General features: G+C 65.6%; 16 protein-coding genes. 4 read left to right on the top strand and 12 right to left on the bottom strand.

Going from position 1 to position 19,121, the window contains the following annotated elements:
- Positions 1-3: 3 nt before the first annotated feature.
- The 3 genes from AC1DT6_RS26320 (at position 4) to AC1DT6_RS26310 (ending at position 3,245) form a co-directional block, all read left to right on the top strand.
- On the top strand, positions 4-1,326 hold the full coding sequence (locus tag AC1DT6_RS26320; RefSeq protein ID WP_441625959.1) for a hypothetical protein: 1,323 nt from the start codon (positions 4-6) through the stop codon (positions 1,324-1,326).
- Between the two features lie 44 nt (positions 1,327-1,370).
- Complete coding sequence (locus AC1DT6_RS26315) at positions 1,371-2,801, top strand: C25 family cysteine peptidase (protein WP_441625957.1); 1,431 nt, start codon at positions 1,371-1,373, stop codon at positions 2,799-2,801.
- Positions 2,802-3,092: 291 nt separating this feature from the next.
- The gene (locus tag AC1DT6_RS26310) at positions 3,093-3,245 is read left to right on the top strand and encodes a hypothetical protein (RefSeq protein WP_441625955.1); all 153 of its coding nucleotides are present in this window, start codon (positions 3,093-3,095) and stop codon (positions 3,243-3,245) included.
- 75 nt (positions 3,246-3,320) lie between these two features.
- Here AC1DT6_RS26310 and AC1DT6_RS26305 read toward each other — a convergent pair whose 3' ends face one another.
- The 3 genes from AC1DT6_RS26305 to AC1DT6_RS26295 form a co-directional block, all read right to left on the bottom strand.
- Positions 3,321-4,994 (bottom strand): PHA/PHB synthase family protein, encoded by a 1,674-nt coding sequence (locus tag AC1DT6_RS26305; RefSeq protein ID WP_441625953.1) that lies wholly within the window; start codon positions 4,992-4,994, stop codon positions 3,321-3,323.
- Between the two features lie 75 nt (positions 4,995-5,069).
- Positions 5,070-5,387: a chaperone modulator CbpM gene (locus tag AC1DT6_RS26300; protein WP_441625951.1), complete on the bottom strand. Its 318-nt coding sequence runs from the start codon at positions 5,385-5,387 to the stop codon at positions 5,070-5,072.
- Positions 5,388-5,391: 4 nt separating this feature from the next.
- Positions 5,392-6,342 (bottom strand): DnaJ C-terminal domain-containing protein, encoded by a 951-nt coding sequence (locus AC1DT6_RS26295; RefSeq protein WP_441625949.1) that lies wholly within the window; start codon positions 6,340-6,342, stop codon positions 5,392-5,394.
- Positions 6,343-6,782: 440 nt separating this feature from the next.
- Between AC1DT6_RS26295 and AC1DT6_RS26290 the strand changes: the two genes are divergently transcribed.
- Positions 6,783-7,244: a PRC-barrel domain-containing protein gene (locus AC1DT6_RS26290; protein ID WP_477103993.1), complete on the top strand. Its 462-nt coding sequence runs from the start codon at positions 6,783-6,785 to the stop codon at positions 7,242-7,244.
- Positions 7,245-7,305: 61 nt separating this feature from the next.
- On the opposite strand, the gene acs is transcribed toward AC1DT6_RS26290, so the two are convergent.
- The 9 genes from acs to AC1DT6_RS26245 all read right to left on the bottom strand — a co-directional run bounded on the left by acs (position 7,306) and on the right by AC1DT6_RS26245 (position 18,964).
- Complete coding sequence (acs, locus tag AC1DT6_RS26285; protein WP_441625945.1) at positions 7,306-9,279, bottom strand: acetate--CoA ligase; 1,974 nt, start codon at positions 9,277-9,279, stop codon at positions 7,306-7,308.
- A gap of 158 nt (positions 9,280-9,437) precedes the next feature.
- Positions 9,438-10,556 carry a DUF294 nucleotidyltransferase-like domain-containing protein gene (locus tag AC1DT6_RS26280; protein ID WP_441625943.1) on the bottom strand — a complete coding sequence of 373 codons (1,119 nt, stop codon included), beginning with the start codon at positions 10,554-10,556 and terminating at the stop codon, positions 9,438-9,440.
- Between the two features lie 14 nt (positions 10,557-10,570).
- Positions 10,571-12,724 carry a 3'-5' exonuclease gene (locus AC1DT6_RS26275; protein WP_477115005.1) on the bottom strand — a complete coding sequence of 718 codons (2,154 nt, stop codon included), beginning with the start codon at positions 12,722-12,724 and terminating at the stop codon, positions 10,571-10,573.
- Positions 12,721-13,107, bottom strand: a complete 387-nt coding sequence (locus tag AC1DT6_RS26270) for a response regulator transcription factor (RefSeq protein WP_477111129.1) — start codon at positions 13,105-13,107, stop codon at positions 12,721-12,723. Before AC1DT6_RS26270 ends, AC1DT6_RS26275 begins: the two co-directional genes overlap by 4 nt.
- Complete coding sequence (locus AC1DT6_RS26265; protein ID WP_477111128.1) at positions 13,104-15,845, bottom strand: ATP-binding protein; 2,742 nt, start codon at positions 15,843-15,845, stop codon at positions 13,104-13,106. Before AC1DT6_RS26265 ends, AC1DT6_RS26270 begins: the two co-directional genes overlap by 4 nt.
- 1 nt (position 15,846) lies before the next feature.
- The gene (locus AC1DT6_RS26260) at positions 15,847-16,095 is read right to left on the bottom strand and encodes a hypothetical protein (protein ID WP_441625935.1); all 249 of its coding nucleotides are present in this window, start codon (positions 16,093-16,095) and stop codon (positions 15,847-15,849) included.
- Positions 16,096-16,105: 10 nt separating this feature from the next.
- Positions 16,106-17,770: a cation acetate symporter gene (locus AC1DT6_RS26255; RefSeq protein WP_441625933.1), complete on the bottom strand. Its 1,665-nt coding sequence runs from the start codon at positions 17,768-17,770 to the stop codon at positions 16,106-16,108.
- Entirely contained in the window at positions 17,770-18,075 is a 306-nt protein-coding gene (locus AC1DT6_RS26250) for a DUF485 domain-containing protein (RefSeq protein WP_441625931.1), read from the bottom strand. Before AC1DT6_RS26250 ends, AC1DT6_RS26255 begins: the two co-directional genes overlap by 1 nt.
- Before the next feature lie 538 nt (positions 18,076-18,613).
- Positions 18,614-18,964 carry a hypothetical protein gene (locus AC1DT6_RS26245; protein ID WP_441625929.1) on the bottom strand — a complete coding sequence of 117 codons (351 nt, stop codon included), beginning with the start codon at positions 18,962-18,964 and terminating at the stop codon, positions 18,614-18,616.
- Positions 18,965-19,121 lie beyond the last annotated feature (157 nt).

Raw genomic sequence — 19,121 nt, 5'->3', positions numbered from 1 at the left:
GCCATGCCCATCCAGACCATTGCGGGTACCAGCGCCAGCTATGCGCTGCTGGCACTGGACGCCGCCGGCAACGAACGCAACGACGACCCGGACGGCGTCGGCGGACATTTGTCCGAGCGTCTGCTGCCGCAATGGCGGGACAGCGCGCCCACCGATGTCTTTCTCTGGAGCCACGGCTGGCAGGGCGACCTGCCCGCGGCGCGCAACCAGTACGACCGCTGGATCGGCGCCTTCGCGCGCAGCGTCGGCGACGAGCAGGAGATGCGCGCGCGACACCCGGATTTCGCCGTTGCCCATATCGGCGTGCACTGGCCCAGCCTGCCGTGGGGCGACGAGGAACTGGGCGGCGATACCAGCTTTGCGCCGTTCGCAGGGGCGGGCGCGCAAGCCATGGTCGATGCTTATGCGCAGCGTCTGGGCGACACGCCGCCAGTGCGTGCCGCGCTGGCGGCCATCTTCGAGGCCGCGCGCACCCAGGCGGATGCCGCCAGCCTGCCGGAAGCCGCGCGCCTGGCCTACCTGCAACTCGACCAGGCGCTCGCGCTCGGCAGCGAGGGGGTGGGAGGCGATGCCGGCGCCGACCGCCTGCCGTTCGATCCCGATGCCTCCTTCGCCGAAGCCACCCAGCTGGGCGCCACGTTCGGCGGCTCCGTGCTGGGCGGCTTGCTGGCACCGCTGCGGCAGCTGTCCTTCTGGAATATGAAGAAGCGCGCCCAGACCGTGGGAGAAAGCGGCGTGCATCCCCTGGTCAACCGCATCGGCGATGCCTTGCCGGCGGCGCGCATCCACCTGATGGGCCACAGCTTCGGCGCCGTCGTCATGTCCGCCGCGCTGGGCGGGCCGGGCGGCACGGCGGCGCTGCGGCGCCCCGTGGCGTCGTGCGTGCTGGTACAGGGCGCGATGTCGCTATGGGCCTACGCGCCGGATATCCCCGTGCGGCCCGGCACGGCGGGCTACTGCCACCAGGTGCTGCCGGACGGCAAGGTCAGCGGGCCGCTGGTGGTGACCCGCTCGCGGCACGATACGGCAGTCGGCTCGCTGTATCCGTGGGCCGCCGGCGTGGCCGGCCAGGTCGCCTTCGAACCCGCGCAGGCCTATCCCGCCTTCGGCGCCATCGGCGCGTTCGGCATCCAGGGCATCGACGGCGCCACGGACGCGCCCCTGCAGCCCTACGACGGCCACTACGCCATGACTGGCGGCAAGGTGCTGAACATCGAGGCCAGCGAGTACATCTGCCACAAGAGCGGCGTCTCGGGCGCGCACAACGACATCGACGGCCCCGAAGTCGCCCACCTGATCTGGCAGGCCGCGCTGGCCGGGGCCTGAATCCGAACCTGAGCGAGATGACGAGCGCGACCGGGAGCACTACCATGACCGACGAATCCATGCCCATCCCGCTCGGCATCCAGGCCGACACCGGACGCCCGCTCGCGGACATCGACGCGCAGGCTGTCGCCGCGTTCACCGCGCACGAGCACGCGGGACGCCGTGCGCCCGAACGCGCCGCGGAGAAGGCCCGGCAGGCCGAGACCTACGCCGTGCTGGGCGATGTCGACGGCGACAAGCTGGACGAGGCCGGCTGGGGCTTGCTGTTTCCCTCCGACGTCGATCCCGCGCCTTACCTGGACGCCCTCGCGCCGCTGATCGCCTGGCGGCACCGGGAGGCCGGACAGGTCACGATATTCCAGGGCGCGGACGGCTGCCTGCCCGGCGAGAGCGCCGCCACCTGGCTGGCGCGGCACAAGGTCTCGCTCAACGTGGTGGATCCGGCCCTGGGCGTGCCCTACTACCTCGTGCTGGTCGGGCCGCCCGACAAGATATCGTTTGCCTTCCAATACACGCTCGACCTGTACTGGGCGGTGGGGCGGCTGGATTTTCCGCAGCTGGCTGATTTTCGCAGCTACGCGGACAGCGTGACGGCCTACGAAACCATGGCCAGCGTGACAGCCCGGCGCCGGATCGCGCTGTTCGCCACCTGCCACGACTTCGATCGCGCCACGCAGTTGCTCACGCGGCAACTGGCCACCCCGCTCAGCCTTGGCACCGCGCAAGCCAAAGCCCTCGGCGAGCGCCAGGGCTTTGCCATGCAAGCCTTGCTGGGGGAAGCGGCCACCAAATCCGCCCTGGCCGAAGTCTTGCGCGGCAAAGGCCCGGACGGCCCGCCCGCCCTGCTCTTCACCGGCTCCCACGGCATGGGCTTTCGCGCGGACGATGCGCGCCTTGCCGGCGCCCAGGGCGCCATCGTCTGCCAGGACTGGCCAGGCTACGGCGCAATCGGCCCCGAGCACTGGTTCGCCGCGCAAGATGTGCCCGACGACGCGCAGTGCCACGGCCTCATCCAGTTCTGCTTTGCCTGCTATGGCGCCGGCTGCCCCGAGTTCGACAATTTCGGCCGCGACGCCGTCGCCCCCGCGCGGCTCGCGCCGGCCCCCTTCACCGCCCGCCTGCCGCAGCGGCTGCTTGCGCATCCCCACGGCGGCGCGCTGGCGGTGCTCGGGCATGTCGACAGGGCCTGGGCTTACGGCTTCCAGTCAGAGCGCGCGGACCCGCAGACCCAGGGATTCCGCGACGTGATCGGCAGCCTGCTGCGGGGCGAGCGCGTGGGGCAGGCCACGGATCGCTTCAACATCCGCTGGGCCGCGCTCAGCACGGAACTGGCCGAGTTGCTGCGCGACCGCGGCGCGGGTGCCGCCGTTTCCGATACCGAGATCGCGCTACGCTGGGTGGCGCGGGACGATGCGCGCAATTACGTGGTGCTGGGCGATCCGGCGGTACGGCTGAGGGTGCGCGACATCGCCTGACCATTGCCTCACGCCTCGCCCGGCGAGGCGTCGCCCAATGGCCTGACCGGCCATCCGGGGCGTCATGCACTGTCGCTCCCGGACACACACAAGTCGCCAGGACTGTATGGTGCGGCCCAACGATTTCCCCTCCACGCGTATCCCGTGAAGCATAATCCGGCGGCAGTGTCGCCTGCCGGACGCAGGCATGAGAAATGCGTATAGACGTGTGAGCGCCGGCCCCGGTGCTTGCGGCCTCGTCAGGAGAATGAACGTGGTATCGACGTCTAATGATTGCCGGAGGGCTTAGCCATGCAAAAGCTATCCATCCTGACGCTCTGCCTGCTTGCCGCCGTCGCATGCATGACCGTGTTTATCTGCTTGTCCGGGGCATTCACCACGCGCGACACCGAATACGGCAGTGGCACGGCCGTGTTCTGCTATATCGACGAGCAGCTTCGCTAAGACGCGGCGCGTGCTCCCCTGAGCGGGAGCGCGCTCCTTCACGTCACGCAGTTTCCCGATTCAGCGCGCCATCGCTCAGCCCGCCCGTTCCTTGACGTAGCGCCCGGGTGCCGGTTCGATCACGGGGTACGTCTTGCTGCCGGCCTGGCGGGGTGCGTCGATGGCCTTCCCGGCCTTGGGCGCGAGCCACTTGATCCAATGGGGCCACCAGCTCCCCGGCGTCGCCGTGGCACTGGCAAGCCACTGCCCGGCGTCATCCCCCAGGGTGCCGCCAGCCCAGTAGCTGCGCTTGTTCTTCGACGCCGGATTGATGACACCCGCGATGTGCCCGCTCGCGCCAAGCACAAACTGCGTCTCGCCACCGACCAGTTGCGTCGTCCGGTAGGCGGACTTCCAGGGCACGATGTGGTCGTCCTGCGTCGCCAGCACATAGCTGGGCAGATCGATCGCGCCGAGGTCCACGGGCGTGCCGCACATTGTCAGCCGCTTCGGCACGCACAGGTTGTTCTCCAGGTACATGTTCCGCAGGTACCAGGTATACATCGGCCCCGGCAGGTTGGTGCTGTCGGCATTCCAGTAAAGCAGGTCGAATGCTTCGGGCGACTTGCCCTTCAGGTAGTGGTTGATGACATTCGGCCAGATCAGGTCATTGGCGCGCAGCGTCTGGAACACGAAGCCGAGTTCCGATCCGGGGTAGATGCCGCCCTGGCCGATCGCCCGCTCGCGCGCTGCTACGCCCTGCTCGTCGATGAATACGCCAAGGTCGCCGGGGTCCCGGAAATCGAGCATGGTGGTCAGCAGGGTCAGGCTGGCCACGGAGGTGTCGCCGCGCGCGCGCAGCACCGCGAGCGCGGAAGAGAGGATCGTGCCACCTACGCACCAGCCAAGCGCGTTGAGCTTGTCGGCACCGCCGATGGCCAGCGCCACCTCGATCGCTTTCATCACCCCCAGGCTCAGGTAGTCGTCCCACGTGACGTGGGCGCAACTGGCATCGGGGTTGCGCCACGACACCAGGAAGACTGTGTAGCCTTGTCCGACGGCGAACCGCACAAACGAGTTCTCGGGCTGCAGGTCGAGGATGTAGAACTTGTTGATGGACGGCGGCACGATCAGCAGCGGGCGCGTTGCCACCCGCCCGGTCAGGGGTGCGTACTGGATCAGCTGGAACAGCGCGTTTTCGAACACCACCGCGCCTTCGGACACGGCCACGTTCTTGCCGATCTCGAACGCGGACTCATCGGTGATCGACAGCCCGCCCTTGCGCATGTCCGCGAGCAGGTTGCCGAGCCCGGCCTTCAGGCTCTCGCCTTGCGTCTCGAATGCGAGCTGCATCACCTCCGGGTTGGTGGCGGCATAGTTGGCCGGGCTCATCGAGTCGATGAACTGGCGCGTATAGAAGCGCAGCCGTTGCCTGGCGGGTTCGTCCAGATCCGCGGCCTCCACCATGTCGCTGGCCAGCCTGGCGTTGAGGAGGTAGCTCTGCTTGAGCAGGCTGTAGGCGGGATTGTCGCGCCATTCGATGGCGCCGAAGCGGCGGTCGCCGCGCTCGGGTGCGACCACCGGCTCCGCCGGTTCGCCCGCGATGTTGACCATCATCCGTGTCCACAGCGCCAACTGCTGCTGGAAGTAGTTCAACTGCAGATCGGCGAAGGGGCCGGCGCCGGTCGGCGCCATGGCCTGCCACAGGCTTTGCCCCGACTTGATGAAACCCTGGACAAACTCGTCAGGAACGTTGTAGGGGAATGCCATCGTTGTCTCCATTGCCCCGGGTCCCGCGGCGGCCTCCGGTGGCATTATCTGTGCGCGGCCGGACAGGGACGCCATTCAGGCCAGGTTGGCGCGGCGTAGTTTCGCCTTGAGCGCCCCGATCTCGTCCAGCAGGTCAAGCACGAGTGCAACGCCCGCGGGCCCCAGCTCCAGGTCGCGTGTCAAACGCAGCGCCGCGCGGGCGCGCGACAGGGCGGCGCCCTCAAAGCGCCAGCCCTGCGCATCCTCGCCGCGCGGCGTCAGCACGCCTTCCTCGACAAGGGCCACCACCTGCTCCATGTCGGCGTGACAGGCCACGCTCAGTTCGACCAGCGTGAACTGAACCTCTTCCTCGACAAGCACGCCTTGTAGCGTCGAACCGCTTTGATTGCTCATCGCATCAAGCCTCCGTTGAACGGCGCGGCGAAAAACCGCTAAAGGTCTTGGCCATCTCCCGGTACGCCTGCCTGGCCTGCTCCGTGTCGGCAGGCGGCAAGGCGATGGAGAGCACCGCGTACAGGTCGCCGGGCGGCGTGCTGGGAAGGCCCTTGCCCCTGAGCCGCAGCTTGCGGCCAGCCGACGAGCCCGGCGGCACGCTGAGTTGAAGCACGCTGCCGTCCGGCGTGGGTATGTCGACGCTGGCGCCCAGGGTAGCTTCCCAAGGGGCGACGGGCAGGTCCAGGTAGACGTCGCGATCGTCGACGCGGAACCGCGGGTGCGGCGCGATCTCGATCTCGAGGTACAGGTCGCCGGCGGGCGCGTCTCCAATCGCCGGGCCGCCTTGCCCGGCAAGCCGGAGATGCTGTCCCCCGCGAACGCCCTTGGGAATATTCACGTCCAGTTGCCGCTCCTGCAAGCGGACATGGCCGTTGGCGTCCACCTGCGGCGTGCGCAGCGAAATGGTGCGGCGCCCTCCCCGGTATGCGTCCTTCAGATCGATCTGCACCTTGGCGTGATGATCCGCCCCGGCCATACGGCCGGCATGGCGCGCGCCGCGGCCCTGCGCCGGCCTCGCCCCGAACAGCGATTCGAAGAAATCGCTGTGATCCATCTCCGGGTCGCGACCGGCATCGCCGCCGCTGAACTCGAAGCCGCTATCCCATCCCGGCGGCGGAGTGAACTCGCGGCCGTGCTTGTAGCGCGCCCCCACGTCGTCGTAGGCCGCGCGCTTTTCCGCGTCTTTCAGCGCCTCGTACGCTTCGGCCACGTCCTTGAACCGGGCTTCCGCATCCGGCTCCTTGCTGACGTCAGGGTGATACTTGCGCGCGAGCTTGCGGTAGGCACGCTTGATGTCATCCTGCGTGGCCGTGCGCTCCACGCCCAGCATCGCGTAGTAGTCCTTGAACTCCATGAGTGGCCCTCCGGCGGCTCGCGTGCGGGACGCGCACGGCGCTTGCGAACAACTTGTCACTGAGTATAGGCAAAGGGGGCGGCGTGCGCCTCTCAAGACGCACGCCGCGGGTGAGCGGGAGGGAAAGCGTCCGGGAACCGGCTATGTTGGTGGCAAGCCTTGTACTGGAGCGCCGTCATCAACGGCGTGATCTCCGTGCCGAGCATGGTCGTGACCATGCTGATGGCGGCGGCTGTCTGCGCCATGCTGGCGACAATGCGCGCATGAGGCCAACCCACGCGAAGTGCCAATAAAGACATCTGCGTGTCCGCCATCGTACCGACACCATGGCCGGTCGATGTCAGTCTCGGTCTATCGAATGCCGGGTGCGATCGGCGGCTGCGCGGATGCGCGGGCCAATGTCTGGCGCATGGCATGACCACCCTCCCTGGAGTCCAATCATGAATCCGTATGAACTTGACCACATCAGCAGCGGCCCGCGTGCCGCCATCGTCGGCAACATCGAGAAGAACGGCGCGGGGCCCGGGCCTTTCCTGATGGCTGCCGATACGCTGGAAGGCAACCCGGTGATCGGCCCGGGCGGCGACAAGCTCGGCAAGGTCGACCACATCATGCTGGACGTGCCCGGCGGGCGTATCGCCTATGCGGTGCTGTCCTTTGGCGGCTTCCTGGGCATGGGCGAAAAGCTCTTCGCCGTCCCCTGGTCCGCGCTGACGCTCGACATCCAGCGCAAGAGCTTCGTGCTGGGCATCGACAAGGAAGTGCTGGAGGCCGCGCCCGGTTTCGACAAGGACCATTGGCCAAGCATGGCGGACCCGCAGTGGGCCACCAGCATCCACGAATACTATGGCCGGCCGCCGTACTGGGAGCAGGACCGGTACGAGCGGGAGACGCAGCGCTGAGCGCGTGCGTCTCCCACCGTCTGGGGTAGCCCGAAGCGACGTGCGGCGGCGCCGCTCCGGCTCAGCGGAGCTGATCGAGGATCGCCGGATTCTCCAGCGTCGATATGTCTTGAGTAATCTCTTCGCCCTTCGCCAGCGAGCGCAGCAGGCGGCGCATGATCTTGCCCGAACGCGTCTTGGGCAGGTTGTCGCCGAACCGGATGTCCTTGGGTTTCGCAATCGGCCCGATCTCCTTGCTCACCCACGCGCGCAGCTCGTTGGCGATCTTCTCCGCCGCCTCGCCCTCCGGGCGCGCTCCCTTCAACACCACGAACGCGATCACGGTTTCGCCTGTGACCTCGTCCGGCCGCCCGACCACGGCAGCCTCGGCAACCAGCGCGTTCGCGGCCAGTGCCGACTCGATCTCCATCGTGCCGAGCCGGTGGCCGGACACATTGAGCACATCGTCGATGCGGCCCATGATGGTGAAGTAGCCCGTCTCGGGATCGCGCACCGCGCCATCGCCGGCAAGGTACAGCTTGCCGCCCAGCTCTTCCGGGAAGTAGCTGGTCCGATAGCGCTCCGGGTCGCCCCAGATGGTGCGCAGCATCGCGGGCCACGGCCGCTTGATGACCAGGATCCCGCCCTGGCCGGCAGGCACGTCCTGCCCGGTTTCATCGACGACCGCCGCCATGATGCCTGGCAGCGGCAGCGTGCACGAGCCCGGCACAAGCGGGGTCGCGCCCGGCAGCGGCGAGATCATGTGGCCGCCGGTCTCGGTCTGCCACCAGGTATCGACAATCGGGCAGCGTGATCCTCCGACGTTGGTGTAGTACCAGATCCACCCTTCCGGATTGATTGGCTCGCCGACGGTGCCGAGGATGCGCAGCGACGACAGGTCGTAGTTCGACGGGTGCACCTTTGCGTCGACCGCCGCGGCCTTGATGAGTGAACGAATCGCCGTTGGCGCGGTGTAGAAGACCGTGACCTTGTGCCTGGCGATCATGTCCCAGAAGCGGCCCGCGTTCGGGTAAGTCGGCACGCCTTCGAACATCACCTGGGTGCCGCCGACCGCGAGCGGGCCATAGGCGATATAGCTGTGGCCGGTGATCCAGCCAATGTCGGCGGTACACCAGAACACATCCGCGGGCTTCCAGTCGAAGGTCCACTTCATGGTCTGCGCGGCCCACAGCAAGAAGCCGCCGGTGCTGTGCTGGACCCCCTTGGGCCTGCCGGTCGACCCGGAGGTATACAGGATAAAGAGCGGATGCTCGGCGCCGACCCACTCCGGCTCGCAGGTGCCCGCTTCGGCCTGCGTCAATTCGTGCATCCACAGGTCGCGATCCGCGTTCCACTGCACCTTGCCCCCCGTGCGTTTGTACACGATCACGCTCTTCACCGCGTCGCAGCCGCCCTGCGCCAGGGCTTCGTCCGCGATATTCTTCAGCGGTAGTGCCTTGCCGCCGCGCATCTGTTCATCCGCGGTGACAAGTGCAACGGCGCCCACATCCACAAGGCGTTCGTGCAGCGATTTTGCCGAGAAGCCGCCGAATACAATCGAATGCGTCGCGCCGATCCGCGCGCACGCCTGCATGGCAACCACGCCTTCCACCGACATCGGCAGGTAGATCACCACGCGGTCGCCCTTCTTCACGCCCCGCTTCCTGAGCGCATTCGCGAAGCGGCACACACGTTGCAGCAGGTCCTGGTAGGTGACGGCGGCCACGGTGCCATCGTCGGCCTCGAAGACAATGGCAATGCGGTTGCCGCTGCCGGACTCGACATGGCGATCCAGGCAGTTATACGAGGCATTCAGCTCGCCATCCTCGAACCAGGTGTAAAAAGGTGCGTTCGACTCGTCGAGCACTTTGGAGAACGGCGTCTTCCAGGTCAGCGCCTGGCGCGCGAGACGCCCCCAGAAGCCGTCGTAGTCGCGTTCGGATTCAGCGAACAGCGTCTTGTACGCGTCCATGCCTGAGATGGCCGCATGGGCCGCCAGATCAGCGGGCGGCGGAAAGAGGCGGTGTTCCTGGAGAACCGATTCAATGGATTGCATTTCGTACTCCTGCGCGCAGGTTGGGCATAGGGCCACGCCATCCGCTTGCTCGCGCCGCGGGTTCGGGCATCCTGCGACAAGTGGATCAAGGCATTCAGCAAACGGTGCGCGCAATCGGCCCGGACGTCGGTACGCTGCCGTACCCGGTGCCGGCGGGATCAGATTCCCTGGCGAAAACCGAGGTAGTCCAGCGCCAGGTGTTTCTGCAGTGCGCGGGCCTGGCGCAAGGCGTCGCGCAAGGCGCGCCGCTCGCCCGCGTCCAGTTCGTTCGGGTCCACACGATTGTGCATGGCCGAGCCGCGTGCGAAACAGCGCTGCTGTGTCTTCAGGCGCAACGTCTGGATGCCATTGAACGCGCCGATCCACGCTTGCACATCCTGTGGCTCCAGGCGCCGCGCCTCGCCGGCGCGCCGGAGGCGATCGGCCGTATTGCTGGCGCGGGCGCGGCAAGCCAGGCCGTAGATGCGGGCCGCGTCGACGAACAGCGTGGCGGCATCCTGTTTCAGATCGATCGTACCGGCGAACTTCCCGCTCCTGGCCACCGCGAAGTCGCGCAGCAGGCCGAGCGGCGCTTTGCGCCGCAGCGCATTCTCGGTCATCTGGTACAGAAAGCGCGGGTTGTCCGGCGCCATGTCCGCGAGCCAGTCGATCAACGCCTGTGCCAGATCGTGCGCGCCATGAAGCGGCCTCAGGTCGAAGAAGATGGTGGCGTTGAGCAGCGCCCGCGGATCGCCTTCGATGATCCAGCTCGCGAAGCGCTCCCGCCATTCGTGCAGGTCGAGGCACCACTGCGGATTGCTTGCCATGATTTGCCCGGTGCACAGCGGGAACCCGCAGGCGTCGAGCGCTTCGTTGATGCGTAGCGCCAGCGGCAGCATCCGTTGGCGCAGTGCCTGGGCGCCGCCGCTGCCAGCCAGGATGAGCCCGTTGTCCTGGTCGCTCGACAGCGTCTGTTCCTGGCGGCCTTCGCTGCCGAGCGCGATCCAGCACCAGCGTACGTCCTGCAACTGCTGCCCCGCACAGGCCAGGTCTATCACGCGCCGTGTCAACGCATCGTTCAGCGTCGAGATCAGCCGCGTAAGCGGCTCCGCTTCCGTCTCGCCCGCCACGCGATGCCAGAGCGCCCGGATCTCCGCGGCGGCCCGCTGCAGCCCGCCTCCGTCCTGCGCGCCGGCGATGCGGCGGCGGGCGCCCTCCATGTCTCGCATGAATGCGCCCGCCTGGGCATCGGGCGGGTCGAAAACGGCGTCGGGATGGATCGTGGGCGGCTCATTCATGGGTTGTACGTTCCTCAGTACCGGAGCCGCGCGTAAAGGGTCTGTTGCGCGGCATCGCGGGCATCCTTCAGGGTGACAATGCCTTTTTCCGCGAGCAGCGGGGTCATCTTGAGAAAGACCTCGCCAGTGACGATCGCGTCTCCCAGGGCGGTATGGCGGCCAATCACCGCCACGCCGAGACGGCTGGCGATCGCTTCCAGTGTGTGCTCGGTCTGATGGGGGTGGATCACCTGCGATAACAGCAGCGTATCGAGGACGGGTTGCGTGAAGGCGGTGCCGGTTCTTTCCTCCAGCATTTGCAGGAACTTCATGTCGAACGCGGCATTGTGCGCGACGAGCACGGTATCCGCGGCGAAACGGTGAAACTGCGGCAACACGGTTTCGATCATTGGCTGGCCATTGAGCATGGCGTGCGTGATGCCGTGAACCGCTATCGACCCGGCGCTCAGCGCGCCCCGCGGCTGGATCAGCTGCTCGAAACTCTCCCGCTGCAACAGCCGGCCGTTGACGATGCGCAAGGCGCCGATGGAGATGATTTCATCGCCGGCGGCAGGCTCCAGCCCCGTGGTCTCGGTATCGAACACCGTGTAGCTGAGTTGCGCGAGCAGGCACTGGTCGATTTCGGCGTTTTGTCCCGGCTGGTGGAACAGGTCGAAATCGTAGAACTCCGGGCGGCCTTGCTGTGCCGGCAGGCTGTCCAGCGCCGACCGCGGCTCGGAGACCGGCAGCATCAGACGGTAGCGGGCCATGTCGGGCGACGAGCCGGACGAACATACGGTCTCGCCGCCCTGACGCGCCATCAGCGCGCTCAGTGAGAGGGCCGCACCGRCCTGCAATGGTGCGTTCTCCCACGCCCGCAGCATGTCGGCGGTTGGCGGCGCGCCGCGCCAGGTAAGGTCGAGATAGGCCAGACGGCCGGCACGGCACAGGCCGAAACGCAACTCGGTGACGCCGGCTTCGGTAGCGAGCCGCTGCGCCAGATAAGCCAGCGCCTGGGTCAAGGCATAGCTGTCCACCTTGAGCCACAGCGTGGCGTCGACCGCATCGCTGGCGGCTACGCTGAGCGACGGGCTGCCGATCCGCCGCAGCAGCAGCGCGAGCAGGTCGGCGCCGCGCATCTCTTCAAGCTCCTGATGGCTGTCCATCCCGGCGCCGCGCTGATCCACGGCACGGCCGATCTGGCCCACCAGGCGCTGCGATTCGTCGTCGATGATGCCGGTAAGCTGGGCTCGCTTCTCAGCGTTCATTGCCGGGAACGCCTGGAGGGTTTCCACCGCCGTAAGGAGATTCGCCAGCGTGGCGCGCGCATCTTGCGTGAGCGACTGCAGCAACGCGTCGCGGCGGTTGTCGGCCTCGACGTTGCGGGTGATGTCTTCCAGCGTCAGCACGAAGCCGTTGAGGGTATGCGCGCTGTCGAACACGGGTGCCATGTGCGCGCGCACGATCTGGCCCTGCGACAGCGTGGCGACGAATCCGGATACCGGCCGCGCCCCGCGGGCCCCGCCCTCGCGGAGCTGGTGCTGCAGCTGTTCCAGCGCGTGCAGGATGAGACCCCGCTCGATCACGCCGAACACGGAGCGGCCCAGGCCGATTGCCGCAATGCCAGCCGCGGGCGCGCCGCCCCGGCCAGCTTCCAGCAACTGCCTGGCGCTGTCGTTGTAGAGCAATATTCGCCCTTCGATATTGCAGACCAGCACGCTCAGCGCAAGCTCCGCCATGAGCGCGGCGAGCCGGTTCTTCTCCTCGGCCAGCGCGCGGTTCGCCAGCTCGATCCTGGCCTGCACGTCGTCGTGCACGGCCTGATGGGACGCCGCCAGCAGGTTAAGCTTGTCGACCAGGATGCGCACATCGCGCGCGCCCTGTGGCGCGATGCGATGACCGGGGTTGGCCGCAAGCAGCGCGGCGTCTTCGGCCAGCCGCGCGACCGGCGTCAGGTAGGCGTCGAACAGGGCTTTCAGGCCAATGCCCAGGCCAAGCAGCAGCAGCAACGCGAGGGCAATCCACAGCGCGCCGCGCTGCAGCAGCAACGCGCGCAACCAGGTGCGCTGCGCGTCCGGCAGGTCGATCGCGAGCGGCAGGAGGATCGCGCCGGCGAGCAGCAACTGCGCCAGGAAGAGCAGCGCCAATGTCACGCCGAAGCGGTGCCCGGCGATCCACGTTCGAATCATTCGGGGTCTCTCTGACAGCTCGCGAGCAATGCGCCCACCTTCTCAACCAGCTCCTTGGTGGAAAACGGCTTGGTGATGTACGCATCGGCGCCCAGCGCGAGGCCCTTGCTCACCTCAAGGTCCCGCCCCTTCGCCGATAGCATGACCACCCTGACCCGATCCCAGGCCTTGTTCTCGCGGATCTTCTGGCAGACCTCGAAGCCGCTGCGCAGCGGCAGCATGATGTCGAGCAGGACAAGATCGGGCTGGAACGCGGCCATCTGCGCCAGGGCTTCCTCCCCGTCGCGCGCGATGCCCACCTCGTAGCCGCTCTGCTGCATCAGGAATTCCAGGGAGATCACGATGTTCGGTTCGTCGTCGGCGATAAGGACTTTGTGGGTCATGACGTTGTCTCCGGTGCGTTCGGCAGCGGCAGCGTGAATACGAATACCGCGCCGTTGTCCTGCGTGGTCTCCAGCCACAGCGCACCGCCGAAATGGCGGATGATTTCCCGGCTGATCGGCAATCCGAGCCCGGTGCCCTGGGGCTTGCCCGCCAGCCTGTCGCCGCCCTGGCGGAACTTGTCGAAGATCAGCTCCCGATCCTGCGGGCGCACGCCGCAACCGTTGTCGCGCACCGCGACGCGCAAATTGCCGCCCGCCGCCTCCAGGCTCACCGCGACCCGGCCGTCCGCGCGGTCGCAGAACTTTGCCGCGTTCGACAGCAGGTTGAGCATCACCTGCATCAGCCGGTCGGGGTCGGCCAGTATCAGCGGGACCTGCGGCGGCAGGTGCAGCTCAAGCTGAATGCGCTGGTCCGCAAACAGTTGCCGGGTGGCGCTTACCGCATCCTCGATCACTTGTTTCAAGTCTAGTGGCACGGGGTGCCATTCGGTGCTGCCGGATTCGATCTTGGCAAGGTCGAGCACGTTGTTGATGAGACGTGTGAGGCGCTCGCTTTCCTTGATCACAATGTCAAGGTATTCGCTGCGCCTGGCAGCGGCAAGATCGGGATGGTCGCGAAGAATTTCGGAGAACGCGCGGATTGACGTAAGCGGGGTGCGCAACTCGTGCGTCACTGTCGAAATAAAGTCGTCCTTCATGTGATCAAGCTCGGTGAGCCGCATGTTGGCGGCCTTGAGTCCGGCCGATACCATCTCCAGTTCTCGCGATTTCTGTTCCAGTTGCCGGCTGTAGGCGACCGCTTGCGAGGTCTCATCCAGTATTGCCATGACTTCGTCCAGGCCGAGCGGCTCTTCATTCACCGCCGAGGCGATCATCGCGCGCGCCGATGCGGCGCCGATCGCACCTGCCAGCTGGATTTCCGCGAAATGCACCAGCGCGGCGTCGGCGGCCAGCGGGCTGGCGCCGGCACGCTCGCGGTGGAACCGCGCGTACGCTTCGTCGGCCCGTACGCCGCCAAGGAAGCGCCGCAACAACGCAAGTACCGCTTCGGCCGAAGCGCTGCCGCGCCACACATGGGAACCCAGTGCGCTGCCGCCGTGGGCATAGGCATCCACGAACAGGATGGCCTGCACCCGTTCCGCCGCGCTTTGCGGACTGGTGAGCGACACGCCGGCATAGCCGCCGACGTTCGCCAGCATGCTCCAGAACAGCGCATGCGAGACCGGGTCCAGCCCGGCCAGGCCAAACAGTTGCTGCGGCTTCAGCCACCCGATGCCGAACGGCCCGTATTCGACAAAACTGGCCGGCAGCCAGCCGGACTGCGCGAACGATGGCAGCAGGAGCGTGTACAGCCAGAGCAGGAAGCCTGCGCCGAGGCCAGCCAGCGCGCCGCGCCGCGTGCCGTTCTTCCAATAGATGGCGCCCAGCATCGCGGGCGCGAACTGCGCCACGGCCGCGAACGAGATCAGGCCGATCGAGACCAGCGCGTACGCTTCGCCGGCCAGGCGGAAGTAGGCGTATCCCAGCATCATCAACAGCACGATGGCCGCGCGCCGGATCGCGAGCAGCATCGCGCTGATATCGGCGCGATGGCCGAACCGCAGGGGCTTCAGGCGCAGCAGCAAGGGCATCACCAGGTCATTGCAGACCATGGTGCTGAGCGCGATGGTTTCGACGATGACCATGCCGGTCGCGGCCGACAGCCCGCCGATGAACACAAGGAGCGTCAGCGCCGGAGCGCCTTCCTGCAGCGGCAACGCCAGCACGAACATATCCGGGTCGACCTGGCCGCCCGGAAAGCGCAGCACGCCTGCGAAGGCGATCGGCAACACAAAGAGATTGATCGCCAGGAGGTACAAGGGCAGCATCCAGATGGCTTTCCTGAGGTGATTCTCGTCGACGTTCTCGACCACGGCGATCTGGAACTGGCGCGGCAGGAGCAGGATCGACAGCATCGACAGGAATACCAGCGCGGCCCAGCTGCCGAATGTCACGGTACCGCCATTCAATGTCAGGAGCGCCTTCAGCGCGGGAACCGCGCCCGCGCGCCCGAACAGATCCCCGAAGCCATCGTACAGGCCAAAGGTGACGAAGATCCCTACCGAGAGAAAGGCCGCCAGCTTTACCAGCGATTCAAACGCAATCGCGGCGACCATGCCCTCATGGCGCTCCGCAGCATCGATATGGCGGGCGCCGAACAGGATGGTGAATATGGCCAGCATCAGCGCGAGGTACAGCGTGGTGTCCGACCACACCGGCCCTGCCGTGCCGCGCCGGATGCCGATGTCGGCGGAATGCACCAGTACCGCCACGCTCGCCGAGACGGCCTTTAGTTGCAGCGCGATATAAGGCACGATGCCCACCACCGACACCAGCGTGACAAGGCCGCCAAGCAGCGCGCTCTTGCCGTATCGCGAAGCCAGGAAATCGGCAATCGACGTGATGCGGTTGTTCTTGCTGATACGGATGATCTTGCGCAGCACGGTCCACCATAGCGCCGCCATCAGTGTAGGGCCGAGGTAGATGGGCAAGAAGCCGATGCCGCTGACGGCGGCGCGGCCGACGCTGCCGTAGTATGTCCACGAGGTGGCGTACACGGCCAGCGACAACGCATACAGGTATGGGTTGTTGATGACGCTGGCGCCCGCGTCCGAGCGCTTGTCGCCGTAATACGCAATGGCGAACAGCATGCCAAGGTACGTGAACGACGCCAGCGCAACGACCCAGCCCTGCAGCATGTCAGTCCCTCGGCGCAGGTGCGGGCGGGGCGAACTGAGGGTTTCCTTTTCGCGGTGCTTCCTGCTCCGCGGTGACTGCCAGCAGAACGATAAGCACCGCCCATGCGGCGAACAGATAGGCGTACAACAGCGGGATGCCGAACCAGGTGAGCGTGTTGTTGAACAGGGCCAGCAGCGGATAGTTGAACAGCAGCCAGCCCAGGGCAAACAGCGCGATCAGGCGGTGTCCGACAAGGTTGCGGCGCAACACGGCACGTCCTTCAGTGGCCGGAAGCGCCCGACGCGCCAATGCCGGTTTCCGACCGGACTCTCTGCGCCTCGTACCCTGCGCGGTCAACCCGGGCACGATCGCTATTGTCGAGAATCGAGAACAGCCAGATGCCGACAAAGCCTGCGGTCATCGAAAACAAGGCAGGCGATGTGTACGGAAAGATCGCATCCTTGTAGCCGAATACATCCACCCAGACCGATTTGGAGACAATGGTCAGCCCGACCGCGGTGATCAGGCCGAGAAAGCCGCCGATGGTCGCGCCGCGCGTCGTGCAGTCTTTCCAGAGCACAGCCATGAACAGCACGGGGAAGGTAGCCGATGCCGCAACGGCAAAGGCCAGGGACACCATGAACGCGATGTTCTGCTTCTCGAACGCAATCCCGAGAATCACCGCCACGACGCCCAGCGCGACTGTCGTATACCGCGAAACGCGCAATTCCTTATCGCTGGCCGCCTTGCCTTTCTTGAACACGGTCGCATAAAGGTCATGCGAAACCGCAGTAGCGCCGGACAGCGTCAGCCCGGCGACCACGGCAAGAATCGTGGCGAAGGCCACCGCGGAGATAAAACCGAGGAACACATTGCCGCCAACGGCGTTCGCAAGGTGGATGGCAGCCATGTTGTTGCCGCCCAGCAAGCCGCCAAGCGCATCCTTATATACCGGGTTGGTGCTGACCAGCACGATGGCGCCAAAGCCGATGATGAATGTCAGCAGGTAGAAGTAGGCGATCCATGTCGTCGCCCAGAACACGGACTTGCGCGCTTCCTTGGCGCTTGGCACGGTAAAGAACCGCATCAGGATGTGCGGCAGCCCTGCCGTGCCGAACATCAGCGCCATGCCGAATGAAATGGCGGAAATCGGATCCTTGATGAAGGTGCCGGGACCCATGATGGCATCCTTCTTGGCATGGACGTCGACCGCCTTGGCAAACAGCGCTTCGGGATTGAAATGGAACTGCGCCAGCACCATGACTGCCATGAACGTCGCGCCCGCGAGCAGCAGGCCGGCCTTGATGATCTGGACCCATGTGGTCGCCGTCATGCCCCCGAACAGAACATAAACCATCATCAGCGTGCCGACGATCACCACGGCAAGCCAGTACTCCAGGCCGAACAGCAGCTTGATCAGCTGTCCGGCGCCGACCATCTGGGCAATCAGGTAGAACGCCACCACCACCAGCGTGCCCGAGGCCGCGAATACGCGGATCGGTGTCTGCTCGAAGCGATAGGCAGCCACGTCGGCGAAGGTGAAGCGGCCGAGGTTACGCAGCCGCTCGGCCATCAGGAAGGTGATGACGGGCCAGCCGACCAGAAAGCCGATCGAATAAATCAGGCCGTCATAGCCGTTCGAATAAACCGCGGCCGATATCCCGAGGAAAGATGCCGCGGACATATAGTCGCCCGCGATTGCCAGGCCGTTCTGGAAGCCGGTGATGCCGCCGCCGGCCGTATAGAAATCCGCGGCGGACTTGGTTTTGCTGGCGGCCCATTTCGTGATGAACAGGGTAAACACCACAAAGACAGCGAACATGGAGATCGCAGTCCAGTTGGTCGGCTGCTTCTGCATTTGGCCAAGGTCGCCGCCGGCTCCCCAGACCGCCCCGCACAGGGCAAGCAGCGTCAGTGTGCTCAGGATGCGGTTCCGGGTCGACATTACAGCACCTCCTTGCGAATCTGAGCCGTCAGGTCGTCGAATTCGCGATTGGCGCGCCAGACGTAGATGCCGGTGATGGCCACGGTAAATACGATCACAAAGAGTCCGATCGGAATACCCCAGGTCATCACGCCGTCGCCGATCCTGGTGGAAAGCAGGGTCTTGCCGAAGGCAACCAGGAGAATGTAGCCGTAATACACGACCATCATCATCCCGGCGAGCACCCATCCGTAGGTAGAACGGGTCGATACCARCCGCTGATAGTTGGGATTGGACCGTATCCGCTGAACGAGATCTTCTTCCATGTCTTATCTCCGGTTCTTCGGGCAGGAGGTGCGCATGCGACGCGCTGTCTTCAGTCTTATGTCGAACAGCGGCAACAATCAATGGCGATATGCATGCAGCCCATGGGCAAGTGACGTAAAGCCGATCTTCGCTGCAGTCTCGTTCATGGCATCCGGTATGCGCGGAAAGTCAAAAGGCAACCGGCGGCATCATGCCCGGGATTGAAATAAGAATCGGTACGGTCCCGTACCGGTTGTCTTACGGCTTGATGCGCGCCCGCGCTTCGGCATTTCAGACTTCTTCTTCAGACATTCTCCGGACATTTGCCGGACAGTTTCCAGCTGAAGCGCGACGGCAGCAAAGCTGCCCGGCAGGACTGACACATTCGCTGGCGAGGCAGAGGCAGCAATGCGATATGGGTTCATCAGCCAAGTCCCGCAATCGCAAGCGGGCATGCCCGCTTGCGTACCGACGCGGTGCCGGCATTCACGTAGTGTCATGCGGAATGGCCGTGCCCCCATCGCGGGAATTTCCCGTGACGGCGCGCGAGACTGTTCCTCACGCCATCCGGCCCTGGATATGGCGACTGAAGAAGGCTCGCCAGACGGAGCCAGAGGAGACGGATGCCTGCGCCTGCGGCTTTTCATTCGCCCTGGGGCCGGGAGGCGGCGGCGCGATGTTTCCGCGCGCCGCGCATAGCAGGGTGGCATCGTCGCAATCGATCATCGCGGTGATGGTTTCACGCTGCAGGTCGGCAGGGTAGATCACGGGGAGGATTTCGCTAACGATGCGTTCACTCTCGAACGGCCCGAACCGGTAGATGTCATTGCCATCCACTTCAGCAAAGAACCAGCTGGCCGGACTACTTCGATAGACAACGACGACGGCGCGACAAACTTCCTTTGACATACCCTTACCCATGCGGTTATACACATCGTTGACCCACCGAAGCGATCCTGGCGCCCCGGAAAAGTGTTTACATTCAAGGACTTGAAGCGGCACTTGTAAACTGTCTGAGTCTCGCGTTTACTTCTGCCTTTTTGGGTGACGCGTTGACGATTGAATC

Source organism: Cupriavidus sp. 01L45, assembly GCF_056399885.1.
The sequence above is the reverse complement of the archived record's forward strand: the minus strand, read 5'-3'. Positions and strand labels throughout refer to the sequence as shown.